Origin of the sequence: Streptomyces ortus (genome assembly GCF_026341275.1) — a bacterium.
Taxonomy (GTDB): Bacteria; Actinomycetota; Actinomycetes; order Streptomycetales; family Streptomycetaceae; genus Streptomyces; species Streptomyces ortus.
On sequence record NZ_JAIFZO010000002.1, the window covers coordinates 6770811 to 6786509 of the forward strand.

Genomic DNA, 15699 nt, shown 5'->3' on the forward strand with positions numbered 1-15699 from the left:
GCCGGTGCCTCGGTCGATGCAACAGTGTCGACCACGCCGCGTGTTCCCGGCACGGCCGCCCGGCCTTCGGGGCGTGGGCGCACAAGGAGGGCGCGGACCGCCTCGGGTCCGCGCCCTCCCGTTCGTCCGGCCCGGGGGTCAGGTCACCGAGCAGGACTGGTCGCCGAGCCTGAACGCCGTCGGCTTGCTGTTAGACCCCGACCAGCTGCCCGTGAAGCCGAAGCCCACGGACGAACCGGCCGCGACGTTCGCGTTCCAGCTCACGTTCTTCGTGGTGACCGCCGCGCCGGACTGGGCCGGCTCGGCATTCCACGCCTGGGTGACGCGCTGCCCGTCGGCGAAGGACCAGCCGAGCGACCACCCTGTCCAGGCGGCCGTGCCGGTGTTGGTGAGCCGGACGTCCGCCTGGAAGCCGCCCGACCACTGGTTGGTGATCTTGTACGTGACCGCGCAGGCGCCGGCCGGCGTCGGATCCGTTCCGCCGCCACCGTCCCCGCCGCCCGCGTCGGACGAGTCGCCGTAGATGACACCGCGCCCGTTCGTCGACACGTACACCCGCCCGTAGACACGCGGGTCACCGGTGATGGCGGCGCCCGTCCAGCCCCACTGATGGGCGTCGTCGTTGATACGGGTCCAGGTGGCGCCCTTGTCCGTCGAGCGGAAGATGCCCCGTACACCGCCGATCTTCGCGCTCGTGTAGAGCGTCCGGTACGAGGCCCCGGTCGCCGCCTTGCCGAAGCCGATGGTGTCCGCCTGCTCGACGCCCGGCAGCTTGGTGAAGGTCGCGCCGGGATCCGTGGAGTGCCACAGCCCGTACGCGCCGTCGCTCGCCCCGCCCGCCAGCCAGACGTCCCCCTTCGTGCCGGGCAGCGCCTTGAACCGTACGCTGTCGCCGCTCGGCAGTCCGGTCGCGGCGGAGGCCGTGAAGGTCGCGCCGCCGTCCGAACTCACATAGAACGTGCCTGACTTGAAGCCGTAGAACGTCTTCGGGTCGGAGCGGTCCGACTCCACGACCGCGCCGGCCGGGATACCGCTCGACGCCGACCACGACGTACCGAACCCGGTCGTGTGGTGCACGCCCGCGCCCTCCGGGCTCCACACGAACCGGCTCCCGTCCGAGGCCGCCGCGACCGTGCCGCCGCCGCTCACCCCCGAAGGGTCCGTGCCCGCGAACCAGTTGGCGCCGTTGTCCGTGGAGAACGCCACATGTGGACCCGAGTCGAGGTTGCCGGACCGCACCACGATGCCCGGGTCGGACTCCGCGAAGTCGAGGCTTGTCGTGGTGGTGAAGTTCGGCGAGGTGAACATCATGGACGGGACCTCGGTGAGGTCCGTGTGCCGGAAGCCGCCGATGTCACCGAGGGCGCTGAGGAGTTGGGCGCCGCCGGACGGGGGAGCGGCCAGGTCGTTGACGGCCGTCTCCTCCAGGCCCCGCACCATCGGCTTGACGGTGAACTTGCCGCCGCTGTCCCACTGGCCCAGGTTCTCGGTCCCGTAGATCGTCGCGCCCGTCCCGTACATCATGCGGGCCGAGTTGAACGGATCGATCTCCAACGCCTCGGTCATCCAGCCCAGTTTGGGCGTCTGCTCGGGCGGCGACGGATTTGCGCCCCACGTCAGCCAGGGCGAGGACGACACATCCATGGTGAAGCGGTTCGAGCGGTCGGGGTACGACGTGTAGTCCCACGCCTTCGTCCAGGTGCCGCCGCTGTCGGTGGAACGGAAGATCTGCGTGTCCGGCCACCAGGAGCTGTAGGCCGTCGCCATCACCGTGCCCGGCTTCTGCCGGTCGACGGTCAGCCCGCTGAAGCCGTAGTAGGTGTCCGCCTCCGCGATCGGGCTGATGTCCGTCCAGGCGCCGGTCGCCGTCGTGTACCGCCAGATCCGGCCCTTGCCGCCGTCGTACGGGCCGCCCTTGTCGCTGTACGCGAGATAGAGGTAGCCGTTCGTCGCGTCCAGGACGCCCTTGTGGGCCAGGTACCCGGTCGGCTGTCCCGCGATCCGGGACCAGGTCGCGCCCGCGTCGGTCGAGCGGTAGACCGCGTTGTCCTTGTCGGCGACCCCGACGTAGAGGGTCTTCGTGGCATCGGTGCCCGTACTGCTCGACTCGTCGAAGGTGACCCAGGCGATGCCCTGGTTGTCGGAGGCGTACCCGCTGGTGTCGGTCGCGTCCTGCACATAGGTGCCGACGTTCGGGAAGTTCGTCACCTGCGACCAGGAGGCCCCCGAGTCGGTGGACCGCCACAGCCCCTTGCCGCTCGGCGCGCCCAGATACAGCACGCTGTTCTTATGGGGGTCGACCGCGAGCCGCTCACCCATGCCGCGCCCGGGCATGTTCCCGCCCAGCTTGAACGGCAGGTCGGCCTTCAGCCAGGTCGCGCCCCGGTCGGAGGACCTGAGCACGGCCCCGTTACCGGGGTCCCAGCTGTTGGTGTACGTGCCGACGGCGGCGTACACCTTGCTCGGCGCCACCGAATCGGAGGCGAGGCTCACGACGCCGGTGTGTCCCCACCGGTCCCAGCCGACCGAGTCGAGCAGCGGCGTCCAGCTCTTCGACGCCTCCTGCCAGCGGTAGGCGCCGCCGATGTCGGTGCGGGCGTACGCGAGGTTCTTCTCGGACCGGTTGAACACGATGCCGGGGACGAAGCCGCCGCCGTCGACGCGTGCGTTCTTCCAGGTGTACGTGTCGGCGGCGATCGACACCGCCGGGGCCGCCTTCTCGACGGCCCGCGCGGCCAGTGCGGGAGGCGTCCCGGCCAGCAGCCCGGCCGCGAGCCCGAGCACAGCGGCAAGAACGGGGGTTCTTCGCACGGTGACCTTCTCCTTGTGTGGGGGGAGGTGGGGGGGGAGACATGAAAGGCCGGGCGGTCCCCAGTGCGGTTGGGGACCGCCCACGACATGTTTGGTCACGGCCCGAGCCCCATCTCTTTCAGGGGCGCGGGGAACTGCGCGACCAGCCACGACCAAGCCGCAGCCGACATGCCGACCTTCCCGCGGAGCGATATGCGGGGGCTATTCGAGAAGCTCCGCGTACGAGCCCATGGCGAGGGCGATGTCCGCCTGGGCCCAGAACCGGTGGTACGTGAAGGACGGCGCGGCCCCGCCGGCCAGATACGCCTCGATCTTCGACCAGGCGGGATCGTCCTCGTAGAACGACCGGATCGACTCGAACGTCGACGACGAGTTGACCGCGTCGCCGTTCGGCATCGTGCCGCTCCACCCGCTCGGGATGTACACGGCGTCGTCGAAGCGGCTGTAGTCGGTCCGCGTCTCCGGGACCGCCACGCCCAGCGCGTCCTGGTTGTTCGCCCACATGCCGTCGAGCAGCGCCTTCGCCGTGGTCTTCGCCTCGGTGTCACCGGACCGGTCGGCGTAGTACGTCAGGGTCTTGGCGTACGCCGCCGCCACTCCGACGTCGTTCGTGTAGTCGGCGACCGTGACATGAAGTCCCGTATTGGCACCGGGACTTGAGGCGCTCCAGGTGTCCGGCTTGCCCGACCACTGGAGCGTGCTCGGGATCCGGAAGGTGCCGTCCGGATTGACCGTGGTGTGTGCGAGCGCCCAGTCGACCCACTTGTCGAGGACCGTCTTGGCGTCCGCGTTGCCCGTCTGCTGGTAGTACTCGGCGACCCGCTCCATCGACCACGCCTGGAAGCCGAACCACTGGTTGGACGGCGGGTCGTGGTAGACGGGCTTCTCGTCGTAGTACATGCCGTAGAAGGTCGGCGTCCCGGAGGGCGGTGTCGCGTAGCGGCCCTGCCAGCTGTTGGTCGCGCCGCCCGCGATGGGTCCCTCACTGGACTGCAGCCACCGGTAGAACTCCAGCTGCCGGCCCAGCGACTTGGCCCAATCCGCTTGTCCTGTGGCCGACTTGGGCTTCAGGTCCGCGTACGAGCTGAGCGCGTACGCGGCGAGGGGGTTCTGGTAGCCGCCGTGGGTGTGGCTGGAGCCGATGCGCCAGGCCCAGCCGGCCGAGGTGTCGGTCGCGCCGCCCCACGCGTAGTACCAGTTGAGCAGGTAGTGCGAGGCGTCCTTGCCGGTGCCCGCCGGGCAGGTCGACGGACCCACACAGTTGCCGATCTTCTTGAAGTACTTGTCGTACATCGAGTAGCGGAGATAGTCACCCATCTTCGCCGCCTTGCCGACGGTCGCGGACACTTCCGCGCCCTTGCCCTGTGCCTCGGCCCAGACGTCCGCCCAGTACGCGGCCTGCACGGCCCGCGCGTCGGCGTCCGGGGCGTTGGTGAACTTCCACTGCTTGGCGTACGAGGCGTCCTTCGTGAACAGGTCCAGGTACCCCTTCCTGCCGCCGTACTTGAAGGCGTCACAGGTCGGCTGCGGCACCGTCTCCCACACCGACTCCTGCACGCCGCGCTGGAAGGTGTTGATGTAGGACGGACCGGTGTCGGTCGGACCCGCCTCGCACTTGCCCGGCGAGTTGCCGTAGCCGTAGACGTTGTCCACGTCCTGCAGCCAGTGCATGCCGTACACGTCGTCCGTGCCGTACGCGCTCTTCAGCTCGGCCGCGATCGGGTCCGGGCCCACCGGGATCCCCGAGTCGAGCTGCGCCGGGTACTCGTTCGGCGTGTCCAGCTCGGGAGCGTACGTCGCCGGCTTCGAGGCGTTGTAGAACGAGTTGGTCGGCTGGTCGGCGTGCGTGGGGATCATGAACTTCTCCATGATGTCCCAGGCCCCGTTGAACTTCGTCCAGTCGCCCGTGACCTTGCCGTACATGGCCTGCAGCCACAGCAGATAGCTGTACGCCTCGGACGTCGTCTCGTGCCCGTGGTCGGGCGCCTCGACGATCAGCGTCTCCACCGAGTGGTACGGGATGCCCTCCGGCGAGAAGTAGCCGTTCGCCGGGTTGGTGATCTTCCCGTACATGTCGAGGAAGCGGGCGTCGTACTCCTTCGACGCGGCGAGCTGGGTGACGGTCACCGAGGCCTTGGCGTGCCCGGTGGCCGTCGAGTCGAAGACGGCCGAACCGGTACCCGAGGCATCGGCCGTCACGGTCACCTTCTGCGCGGTGGCCCAGTTCGACGGCGTGAAGGTCAGTGACGCCCCGCCGCTGACGGACAGCCCCGTGTTGCCGCTCGCGCGAGCCGTCGCCACGGTGACGTTCGCCGAGGGCTGGGTCGAGAGCTTCACGTCGTACGTGCCCGTCCTGCCCTGCTGGACGCCGAGTTGGGTCGGCGAGACCACCACGGCGGGACCCGAGGCGACCGTGATGCCGACCGGGGTGGACTCGGCGGAGGCGCCCAGGCTGTCGTACGCCTTCGCCAGCAACGAATGACTGCCCACGGTCAAGCCAGTGGCCGAGAGCGAGTACGGCGAGCTGGTGTCGGTGCCCAGCAGGGTCGTGTCGTCGTAGAACTCGACCTTGCTGATCGTCGCGCCGTCCGCCGCCGCTGCCGTCGCGGCGAGCGGGACCGCCGTCCCCTGGGAGTACACGGCTCCCGCCGCGGGACTGGTCAGCACGGTGATCGGCGGCTGATGGGCGCCCGCGCAGGTCGTGCCGTTGACCGCGAAGGAGGTGGGCGCGGTGTTGGTGCCGCTGTAGGTGAACTGGGCGCCGGTCGTGACGGCCGCCCCGGCCGCGATGGTCCCGTTCCAGGACGCGTTCTTCGCGGTGACCGTCTTTCCCGACTGCGACCAGGTGCCGCTCCAGCCACTGCTGAGCTGCTGGTTGCCGGTGTAGCCGTACGTCAGGGTCCAGCCGTTGATCGCCTCCGTACCACGATTGGTGAGGGTGAGCTCCGCGGTGAAACCGGAGCCCCAGTCATTCGTCCTGTAGTCGACGCTGCACTGAACAGCCGCCGCCTGTGCAGGAGTTGTACCGGTGGTGAGCATGGTCAGCGGGAGCGCGAGGGCCGCCACCACGGCTGTCCACATCCGCCGCGCACGGCGTCTGCGTCTGGGTGCCATGTTCTGGTTCCTCTCCTTGCGGCTCGGAGATGGGAGGGAGGAGCAACAAGCCTTGAACCAGTGGGAGCGCTCCCATATTGGAGAGAGGGGTGTAAGGGGTCAAGGTGCTTGAAGAGTCGAAATGATTCGATAGATCAAGAGTGCGTCTCCTCTGTCGTTTGCCAACACTTGGCGCTACCTTCGTCCGCACCAGTGGGAGCGGTTCCATCAGTCGACGCGTCCGTCACGGCGCGACCGGACTGCACGGAGTCGCTCATGCGCCACCCTCGCGTTCACTTTTTCAGTGGTCGGCCCTCGGCGGTCGGCGCGGGTGCACTCCTTCACCAGCTCCGTGACGTGCTTCGACGTGCTCCGGGCTCAGCTCTCCCTTCACGACGGCACTTTCACGTCGTTCGGCATCGGGCCGCATGGCAGCGTGCGCGCCCTCGACGAATAGGACACCCCGCACATGAGCCGTACCAGAACTGCACTTCTCGCGGCGCTGGCGCTGGTCGCCGGCACCGCGGGCGCCGCCGTCGCGGCGATACCCCCGGACGCCGGCGCGGTCGCCGCCGTCCCCTGCACCGTGGAGTACAAGGTGCAGAACCAGTGGGACACCGGCTTCACCACCGCGGTGAAGGTCACCAACAACGGCGCGGCCAAGTCCAGTTGGGCCGTGAAGTGGTCGTACGCCGGGAACCAGAAGGTCACCAGCGGCTGGAACGCCAAGCTCAGCCAGAGCGGTGCCGCGGTCACCGCGGCCAACGAGAACTACAACGGCACCCTGGCGACCGGGGGTTCGGTCAGCTTCGGGTTCAACGGGACCTACAGCGGCACCAACGCGCTGCCGACCACGTTCACCCTCGACGGAGTGACCTGCAACGTCGACGACGGCGGCACGGACCCCACCGACCCGACCGATCCGGGAACGGGCAGCCGGGTGGACAACCCGTACGCGGGTGCCAAGGTGTACGTGAACCCGGAGTGGAAGGCGCATGCCGCCGCCGAGACCGGCGGCAGCCGGATCGCCAACCAGCCGACCGGTGTGTGGCTCGACCGGACCGCCGCGATCAACGGTGTGAACGGCGGCATGGGCCTGCGCGACCACCTGGACGCGGCGCTGGCGCAGAAGGGCTCGGACGAACTGGTCGTCCAGCTGGTGATCTACAACCTGCCCGGCCGTGACTGCTCCGCCCTGGCGTCCAACGGCGAGCTGGGCCCGACGGAGATCGACAAGTACAAGACCCAGTACATCGACCCGATCGCGGCGATCCTCAAGGACACCAAGTACGCGGGTCTGCGCATCGTCACCACCGTCGAGATCGACTCGCTGCCGAACCTCGTCACGAACGTCACGCCGCGAGCCACCGCCACGGCCAACTGCGACACGATGAAGGCGAACGGCAACTACCAGAAGGGCGTCGGCTACGCGCTGAACAAGCTCGGCGACGCGCCCAACGTCTACAACTACATCGACGCCGGACACCACGGCTGGCTCGGCTGGGACGACAACTTCGCGCCCTCCGCCGCGCTCTTCAAGGAGGCCGCCACCACCGAGGGCGCGACCGTCGCCGATGTGCACGGCTTCATCGTGAACACCGCCAACTACAGCGCCACGAAGGAGGACCACTTCACGATCAACGACACCGTGAACGGCGCCTCGGTCCGCACGTCGAAGTGGATCGACTGGAACCGGTACGTCGACGAGCAGTCGTACGCGCAGGCCATGCGCGCCCAGCTCGTCTCGATCGGCTTCCCCTCCGGGATCGGCATGCTGATCGACACCTCCCGCAACGGCTGGGGCGGCACGGCACGGCCCACCGCCGCCGGGCCGACGACCACCGTGGACACGTACGTCGACGGAGGGCGCTACGACCGGCGCATCCACCCCGGCAACTGGTGCAACCAGTCCGGTGCGGGCCTCGGCGAACGGCCGCAGGCGGCCCCGGCGGCCGGGATCGACGCGTACGTGTGGATGAAGCCGCCGGGTGAGTCGGACGGGTCCAGCACCGCCATCCCGAACGACGAGGGCAAGGGCTTCGACCGCATGTGCGACCCGACGTACACCGGTAACCCGCGGAACAACAACAACATGTCCGGCGCGCTGCCCAATGCCCCACTGTCGGGACGCTGGTTCTCGGCGCAGTTCCAGGAGCTCATGAAGAACGCGTATCCCGCGCTGTGACCTGGGCTTCTCGCTCGGTCGCCTGAAAGATCAAATGAGTGCGCCGTTCCCCGCGCCCCTTGAGGGGGGCGCGGGGGACCGTTGCTGTTTCGGCAAGGTAAGTGGCCGTTTCCGGGAGAGGTGGAGCACGCTGGGCCTACTCCCGACAGAGAGGCTCGACGTCATGGGACACGACCACGACCACGGTCACAGCCACACCAACACCCACACCAACACCCACAGTGACACCCACATCGATTTCGCCGAGATGCTTCCGATGCTGGAACAGGAGGCCGAGCTGTTCTCGCCGCTCTACACGCAGGCGGCGAACTGGTTGCGGGAGATGCGGCCGGATCCCGAACTGATCGTGGACGCGGGCAGCGGTCCCGGTGTCATCTCCTGTCTGCTCGCCGACACGTTCCCCGGCGCCCGGATCATCGCCGTGGACGGGGCGCAGCCCCTCCTGGACCGGGCCCGCGAACGCGCCGCCCAGCGCGGGATCGCCGACCGCTTCGGCACGCTGCGGGCCGAGCTCGGCGACGGGCTCGGCGACCTGGAGTACCCGGCCGACCTCCTCTGGGCGAGCAGGTCCCTGCACCACGTCGGCGACCAGCGTGGCGCCCTGGCGGGCTTCGCCGACCGGCTCGCGCCGGGCGGCACCCTCGCCCTGATGGAGGGTGGCCTGCCCCCGCGGTACCTGCCGCGCGACTTCGGGATCGGGCGTCCCGGACTGCACGCCCGGATGGATGCCATCGAGCAGGAGTGGTTCGCCCGGATGCGGGCCGAGCTGCCCGGTGGGGTCGTCGAGGACGTCGAGGACTGGCCGGCCCTGCTCTCCGCCGTAGGCCTGCGCCACACCGGAACCCGTACCTTCCTGCTCGACCTCCCCGCCCCCGTCTCCGACGAGGCCCGCGCGTTCGTCGCCACCTCCCTCGGCCACCGCCGCGACGGTCTCGCCGAAGGCCTCGACGCCGACGACCGCGCCACGCTCGACCGGCTCCTCGACCCGGAGGACAAGGCGAGCGTGCACCACCGGCCGGACGTGTTCGTGCTCACCGCACTGACGCTGTACGTCGGGGTGAAGCCCTGACGACGTCCCCCAACTCGGCTGCAAGCGGACGGTGTTGACATCGAGTGTGCTCCAAGTGGTGGACTCCGGGCACCTCGCCGGACACGGCCTGGTTCGGACACGTCTTGGGGGATCACATGACCGACTCACCGGTCGCACTCGTCACCGGCGGCGGCAGCGGTATCGGGGCGGCGGTCGCACGGCGACTGCTCGACGCCGGACACCGGGTGACCGTGACGGGGCGCGGGGAGGAGCGGCTGCGCGACTTCGCGGAACAACTCGGCAAGCCTGAGGAGCTGTTGACGATCCGTGGTGACGCGGCCGACTACGACCAGGTGCGGACCGCGGTCGCGGCGACGGTGGAGAGGTTCGGGCGTCTCGACACCGTCGTCGCCAACGCCGGGTACGCCACGCACGACACCGTGGCCGAGGGTGATCCGGACGGCTGGCGCGACATGGTGCTGACCAACGTGCTCGGACCCGCGCTGCTCATCAGAGCCTCCATCGACCGGCTGAAGGAGACCCGGGGCCGGATCGTGCTCGTCGGCAGTGTGGCGGGGCACGTCCACACCCCCGGCAACATCTACGGGGCGACGAAGTGGGCCGTGACCGGCCTCGCCGAGAACACCCGCCGGCAGGTCACCGAGTACGGCGTGGGCGTGACGCTGATCTCCCCGGGGCGGGTCGAGACCCCGTTCTGGGACAGCTACGGCAGCCTGCCGCCCGGCCATCTGCTCACGTCCGACCAGCTCGCGGAGTCGGTCGTCTGGGCGATCCGGCAGCCGGCCGGGGTCGATGTCAACACCGTGGTAGTACGGCCGGTCGGGCAGCCGGTCTGAGCCGGTCGGACACCTCACGGACACCGAGGAGCCGCCGCCCGACCGGGCGGCGGCTCCCTCATGCCCTCATGCCCTCATGCGGTCGTACGGCTGCTCGCGGTCAGTCGTTGACCGTCGCCGGGTCGGAACCCAGGCGGCGGCCCTCGTCGAGAGCGGTGATCGCGGCGATGTCCTCGTCGTCGAGCGTGAAGCCGAAGACGTCGATGTTCTCCTTGATCCGGGAGGGGGTCACGGACTTGGGGATCACCACGTTGCCCAGCTGGAGGTGCCAGCGCAGGACGACCTGGGCGGGCGTACGGTCGTGCTTGCGGGCGATGGCCACGATCGCGGGGACCTCCAGGAGGCCCTTGCCCTGGCCGAGCGGGGACCAGGCCTCGGTGGCGATGCCGTGCTCCGCGTGGAACTCGCGCAGGGCGGACTGCTGAAGGTGCGGGTGCAGCTCGACCTGGTTGAGGACCGGCACGACGGACGTCGCGTCGAGCAGCTTCTCCAGGTACTCCGGGTGGAAGTTGGACACGCCGATGGACTTGGCGCGGCCGTCCGCGTGCAGCTTCTCGAAGGCCTTGTACGTGTCGACGTAGGTGCCCCGGTCCGGCATCGGCCAGTGGATGAGGTACAGGTCGACGTAGTCGAGGCCGAGCTTCTCCAGGGACGCGTCGAAGGCGCGCAGCGTCGAGTCGTAGCCCTGGTCGGAGTTCCAGAGCTTTGTGGTGACGAAGAGGTCCTCGCGGGCGACGCCGGAGGAGGCGAGGCCCCTGCCGGTGCCCGCTTCGTTGCCGTAGACCGCGGCGGTGTCGATGCTGCGGTACCCGGCCTCCAGCGCGGTGGAGACGGCTCGCTCGGCCTCGTCGTCCGGCACCTGCCAGACACCGAAGCCCAGCTGGGGCATCTCGACGCCGTTGTTCAGGGTGATCGGGGGGACCTTGCTCACGAGCTTTCGATCCTTACGTCGTCGGGTGGTACTCCATCGTGAACGATCACGGGCTGTCGTGCATTCCTGTCCCGTGTGTTCGCCGGTCGAAAGGGAGACCGGTGGGGAGATTGGCCGGAAAGTTCCCCTTCGGACACCGCTCGCGGCAGGCCCCGACCCCGGTCCGCTCAGCGGAACGGCGCGTGACACGGGCCGGGCGGGTGGCGACGCTGGGGCTCCTTGGTGCCGACTGCGGGCGGGAGACGTCATGGAGATGGGCTTGGAACCGGTGGAAGAGGTCGTCGGTATCGATGGCCGGTTCCAGTGGGAGTTCCCGCCACCGGGAGGGGCCGGCTCCGGACCTCGTCCGGCCTCCGCCGCCCTGTCGGTGTGGTACATCGCGCTGCCCCTCACCTCGGCGCACCGCGGCGGCCACTCGGGCGGCGGGGCGCTCGTCGGCGGGGTGGACGGCCAGGAGCGGTACCAGAACGAGGGGACGGTCTACCCGCACTCCGGTCTGGTCGAGATGATCACCTACCAGCAGCGGTTCCTGCCCGACCTCTCCTGGACCTACCTCGACCTGAGTCATGTCGACTGGGAGGACGTACGCGCCGCCATCGCGGCCGACCCCCCGGACGTGGCGGCGTTCACCGTCTACACCTCCACCGCGCTGTGGGCCTTCGTCGTCGCCGCGGAGATCAAGCGCGTGAATCCCGCGGCGGTGATCGTGTTCGGCAACGATCATGCGGGAATTCTCCATCAGGAGATACTCACCGGCCATTACGGCCACCGCCTCGTCGATTTCATCAGTACCGGAAACAACGGCCCCTTCACCATGCTCGGCCTCCTGTACGCGTTACGTGGGCAACTTGACCTGAAACGCGTCCCTTCCCTCGCTTATCGCGAGAACTCGCGGGTCGTCAATCAGCCCGCCCCCACTTATCCGCTCGACCGTCGCATCCTCCCCGACTACGCACTCATCGAGGACCAACTGGAGCGTTACTACGACAAGGCGTTCGACGTCTGGTACGCCCATCACTACGACCTCAAACGCATGGTCACCCTGCCGCTGGACGCCGGTTGCACATGGGGTAAACGCCCGGGGCGCCGCTGCAAACACTGCTCGATCCAAGGGCTCACTCCGAAGTTCGCCCGGATGGACTCGATCGTGCCGGCACTGGAGAAGGTGGTCGGCGGTCTCGGCGCCAATGTCTACGCCGCCGGGGACTCCACTCTGGGGTTCTCCCGGGCGCAGTGGGGAGGCGACATCGGTTACCTCGACGAACTCGCCGAACGCTGCGCCGCTTCACCTGTTCTCCGGGACCACCGGTTCCTCCTCGCCTACGGGCTGGTCTTCGAGTTCCTCCAGTCGGCCAAGTTGTGCCAGGGCTTCGTCCGCACGTGGAACGTCGGCCTGGAGGCGTTCGACCCGAAGCTCCTGAAGGGCGACTCCAAGGGGATAAACAAGGGCCCGGACCGCGTTTTTGAGGCGCTCGAACTCGCCAGTGAACTGGACTACAAGATCTACGCCTCGGGAATTCTCGGACTGCCCGGCACCACGCGGAAGAACCTTCGCGAAGAGGTGGACTCCTGGCTCTCCCTCGCGGAGACCTACCGGGACACCATCACCACCGTCTCGGTGGCGGCACCGGGTGTGATACCCGGCTCGCGCATGTACTGGGAGAGCTTCCACGCCCACCCCGAAGTACGGGCCGCGCACGGCGAGATCATTCCGGCCAGGCGCCTGACCGAGCTGTACATCCGAGCCAACACGGAGGTCGAACTCGCCGACGTGGAGGCCGCGATCGCCGAAGTCGGCCGGGGGGTGATCGCCCTCGGCCAGGAGCGCGGACACATGAAGTTCGGCGGCTACATGCTCGGCGGGGTCGACGAGGACGAAGCGGTCGAGCGACGACTGCTGGACGACATCTGCGCGCGGCTCTGACACGAACGCGGAGCGCGGAGCGCGGAGAAAACACGGGGGATCGATGAAAGAGAACAACAGCAGGAAGAAGACGTTACGGAAGACGTTACGGAAGACGTCACGGAAGACGTCACGAAGGGAGTCCGCTGCCGCGCATCGGCCCTCCCGGGCGGGCCTCGCCGGCGCAGCCGGGGCACGGCCCTCCGGCCCCGCCGGGGAGCATCCGTGGTGAACGTGAGCGACGGGATCAGCGTGGCGGTGATATCCCTGGGCCTCGTGGCGACTCCCGGACCGAACATGATGTACATGGTGTCGCGGAGCATCTCCCAGGGGCGCCGCGCGGGAGTGGTGTCCCTGGGCGGGGTCGCCACCGGTGCCCTGACCTTCGTGGTGGTGACGAACCTCGGTCTGCTGACCGTGCTGCGGACCGTCCCCGTGATGTACACCTCCTTCAAGATCGCGGGCGCCGTCTATCTGGGATGGCTGGCCTGGCAGGCGTTCAGGTCGGACGGGGCATCCGTCTTCGCGCCGCGTGAGACGGCGGACCTCTCGGCCCGGCGGCTCTTCGTCATGGGGCTGGTCACGAACCTCCTCAACCCCAAGATCGCTCTGTTGTACCTCTCACTGATCCCGCAGTTCGTCGATCCCCGGGCGGGCGACGTCCTGCTCCAGGGGTTCGCCTTCGGCGGCATCCAGATAGCCGTCAGCGTCGCCGCGAACCTGGTCATCATCATGGCCGCGGGGGCGCTGTCGGAGTTCCTCGTCGCACGGCCCGTCTGGCTGCGGGTACAGCGGTACGCCACGGGATCCGCTCTCGGTGTGCTCGCCCTGCTGCTGGTGATGGACCAGTCGCAGCCGCAGCCCCCGGCCTGAGCGGCATCGTCGTCGGGGCGCGGCCGTCCGCGGCCGGCCGGAGAAGTGATCAGCCGGCCGGCTGAGGCTGCCGCGCCGGTCCCGCGGACGTGTGAAGGCCCGCTACGCGCGGTACAGGGCCTCCACCTCTGTCGCGTACGCGTTCTCGATCGCCTTGCGCTTCAGTTTCAGGGACGGGGTCAGCAGACCGTGTTCCTCGGTGAACTGGTGGGCCAGTATCCGGAACGTGCGGATGGACTCGGCCTGGGAGACCAGGGTGTTCGCCGCGACCACGGCCCGCCGTACCTCGGTCTCCAGGTCGGGGTCCCGCACCAACTGGGCGGGGGCGAGCGGGGACTTGCCCCGCATCTGCAGCCAGTGGTCGACGGCCTCCCCGTCGAGCGTGACGAGCGCCGCGATGTACGGCCGGTCGTTGCCGACGACGATGCACTGCGCGACCAGCGGATGGTCGCGCACCCGCTCCTCCAGGACGCCCGGCGAGACGCTCTTGCCGCCGGAGGTCACCAGGATCTCCTTCTTGCGCCCGGTGATGGTGAGGTAGCCGTCCTCGTCGAGCACGCCGATGTCACCCGTGGCCAGCCAGCCGTCGTGCAGGGCCGCGTCGGTGGCCTTCGGGTCGTTGAGGTAGCCCTGGAAGACGTTGTCGCCGTTCAGCCAGATCTCGCCGTCGTCCGCGATGTGCACGGTCGTGCCGGGGATGGGCTGGCCCACTGTCCCGTACCGGGTGCGCTCCGGCGGGTTGGCGGTCGCGGCGGCCGTGGACTCGGTGAGCCCGTACCCCTCGTAGATCTGCACGCCGGCGCCCGCGAAGAACAGGCCCAGGCGGCGGTCCATCGCGGAGCCGCCGGACATCGCGTGCCGTACGCGTCCGCCCATCGCGGCCCGGATCTTGGAGTAGACGAGTTTGTCGAAGAGCTGGTGCTGCATGCGCAGGGCCGTCGAGGGGCCGGGGCCGATGTCCCACGCCTTGGCCTCCACGGCGTCCGCGTAGCGCACCGCGACCTCGACCGCCTTCTCGAACGGGCCGCCCCTGCCCTCTTTCTCGGCCTTGCGGCGGGCCGCGTTGAAGACCTTCTCGAAGATGTACGGCACCGCCAGGAAGAACGTCGGCTGGAACGCGGCCAGATCCGGCAGCAGGGCCGCCGCGTTGAGCTGCGGCTGATGGCCGAACTTGACCTTCCCCCGGATCGCGGCGACCTGCACCATCCGCCCGAAGACGTGCGCGAGCGGCAGGAACAGCAGGGTGGCCGCCTCGTCGCCGCGCTTGGAGTGGAACAGCGGCTCCCAGCGGCCGATCGCCGTGTCCGTCTCGAACATGAAGTTGGCGTGGGACAGGACGCAGCCCTTGGGGCGGCCGGTGGTGCCGGACGTGTAGATGATCGTCGCCGTCGACTCCGGGGTGACCGCGCGGCGGTGGCGGTGCACCACCTCGTCCTCGATGTGGCCACCGGCCTCGTACAGCTCCTGTACGGCGCCGGCGTCGAGCTGCCACAGTTTGTGCAGCGTCGGCAGCCGGTCGATGACCGTGGCGACGGTCATCGCGTGGTCCTCGTGCTCCACCATGGCCGCCGACACCTGGGCGTCGTGCAGCATCCAGAAGACCTGCTCGGCCGACGAGGTGGGGTAGATCGGGACGACCTGCGCGCCGATCGACCACAGCGCGTAGTCGAAGAGGGTCCACTCGTAGCGCGTACGGGACATGATCGCGACGCGGTCCCCGAAGCGGACGCCGTGCGCCAGTAGGCCCTTCGCCAGGGCGAGGACCTCGTCACGGAACTCGGCGGACGTCACGTCGCGCCATCCGCCCTGTTCGTCCTTGCGGCCCAGGGCGATGTGGAGGGGGTCCTCCTGGGCATACTCGAACACGGCATCGGCCAGGCCGCCCACCGGCGGTGCCGACGCCAGGGGAGGGTTGGTGAACTCGCTCAATCCCCGCTCCTTGAAGGTGCTCGCAGCGCGCTGAAAGCTACCCCACGTAACGCTGCCGCGGGAGGGGCGGCGGAGGGGGGCGGGGGG

General features: G+C 69.0%; 9 protein-coding genes. 5 read left to right on the forward strand and 4 right to left on the reverse strand.

Annotation, left to right across the window (positions count from 1 at the left end; translation table 11 throughout):
- Positions 1 to 138: 138 nt before the first annotated feature.
- Together K3769_RS32885 and K3769_RS32890 are read right to left on the reverse strand one after the other, a co-directional pair.
- Complete coding sequence (locus tag K3769_RS32885; protein ID WP_267029890.1) at positions 139 to 2811, reverse strand: cellulose binding domain-containing protein; 2673 nt, start codon at positions 2809 to 2811, stop codon at positions 139 to 141.
- Positions 2812 to 3012: 201 nt separating this feature from the next.
- Complete coding sequence (locus K3769_RS32890) at positions 3013 to 5925, reverse strand: glycoside hydrolase family 48 protein (protein WP_267029891.1); 2913 nt, start codon at positions 5923 to 5925, stop codon at positions 3013 to 3015.
- 448 nt (positions 5926 to 6373) lie between these two features.
- Between K3769_RS32890 and K3769_RS32895 the strand changes: the two genes are divergently transcribed.
- From K3769_RS32895 to K3769_RS32905, 3 genes are all read left to right on the forward strand, one after another.
- Positions 6374 to 8089: a glycoside hydrolase family 6 protein gene (locus tag K3769_RS32895; RefSeq protein WP_267029892.1), complete on the forward strand. Its 1716-nt coding sequence runs from the start codon at positions 6374 to 6376 to the stop codon at positions 8087 to 8089.
- 163 nt (positions 8090 to 8252) lie between these two features.
- Positions 8253 to 9158 (forward strand): class I SAM-dependent methyltransferase, encoded by a 906-nt coding sequence (locus K3769_RS32900; RefSeq protein ID WP_267029893.1) that lies wholly within the window; start codon positions 8253 to 8255, stop codon positions 9156 to 9158.
- 116 nt (positions 9159 to 9274) lie between these two features.
- Positions 9275 to 9976, forward strand: a complete 702-nt coding sequence (locus K3769_RS32905) for an SDR family oxidoreductase (RefSeq protein ID WP_267029894.1) — start codon at positions 9275 to 9277, stop codon at positions 9974 to 9976.
- A 100-nt stretch (positions 9977 to 10076) separates the two neighbouring features.
- On the opposite strand, the gene K3769_RS32910 is transcribed toward K3769_RS32905, so the two are convergent.
- Complete coding sequence (locus K3769_RS32910; protein ID WP_267031633.1) at positions 10077 to 10865, reverse strand: aldo/keto reductase; 789 nt, start codon at positions 10863 to 10865, stop codon at positions 10077 to 10079.
- A 289-nt stretch (positions 10866 to 11154) separates the two neighbouring features.
- Here K3769_RS32910 and K3769_RS32915 point away from each other — a divergent pair, with 289 nt between their 5' ends.
- A complete protein-coding gene (locus K3769_RS32915) occupies positions 11155 to 12831 on the forward strand; it encodes a B12-binding domain-containing radical SAM protein (protein ID WP_267029895.1) in 1677 nt (558 codons plus the stop codon).
- Positions 12832 to 13035: 204 nt separating this feature from the next.
- On the forward strand, positions 13036 to 13683 hold the full coding sequence (locus K3769_RS32920) for a LysE family translocator (RefSeq protein WP_267029896.1): 648 nt from the start codon (positions 13036 to 13038) through the stop codon (positions 13681 to 13683).
- 102 nt (positions 13684 to 13785) lie between these two features.
- Here the strand turns inward: K3769_RS32920 and K3769_RS32925 are convergent, their stop codons facing one another.
- The gene (locus K3769_RS32925) at positions 13786 to 15612 is read right to left on the reverse strand and encodes an AMP-dependent synthetase/ligase (protein WP_267029897.1); all 1827 of its coding nucleotides are present in this window, start codon (positions 15610 to 15612) and stop codon (positions 13786 to 13788) included.
- Positions 15613 to 15699: the final 87 nt, after the last annotated feature.

What these genes read in the sequence shown, in the direction of transcription:
- K3769_RS32895 (WP_267029892.1), top strand. Translation starts at nt 6,374, where the DNA reads ATGAGCCGTACCAGAACTGCACTTCTCGCGGCGCTGGCGCTGGTCGCC.
- K3769_RS32915 (WP_267029895.1), top strand. Translation starts at nt 11,155, where the DNA reads ATGGAGATGGGCTTGGAACCGGTGGAAGAGGTCGTCGGTATCGATGGC.
- K3769_RS32905 (WP_267029894.1), top strand. Translation starts at nt 9,275, where the DNA reads ATGACCGACTCACCGGTCGCACTCGTCACCGGCGGCGGCAGCGGTATC.
- K3769_RS32890 (WP_267029891.1), bottom strand. Translation starts at nt 5,925, where the DNA reads ATGGCACCCAGACGCAGACGCCGTGCGCGGCGGATGTGGACAGCCGTG.
- K3769_RS32900 (WP_267029893.1), top strand. Translation starts at nt 8,253, where the DNA reads ATGGGACACGACCACGACCACGGTCACAGCCACACCAACACCCACACC.
- K3769_RS32910 (WP_267031633.1), bottom strand. Translation starts at nt 10,865, where the DNA reads ATGCCCCAGCTGGGCTTCGGTGTCTGGCAGGTGCCGGACGACGAGGCC.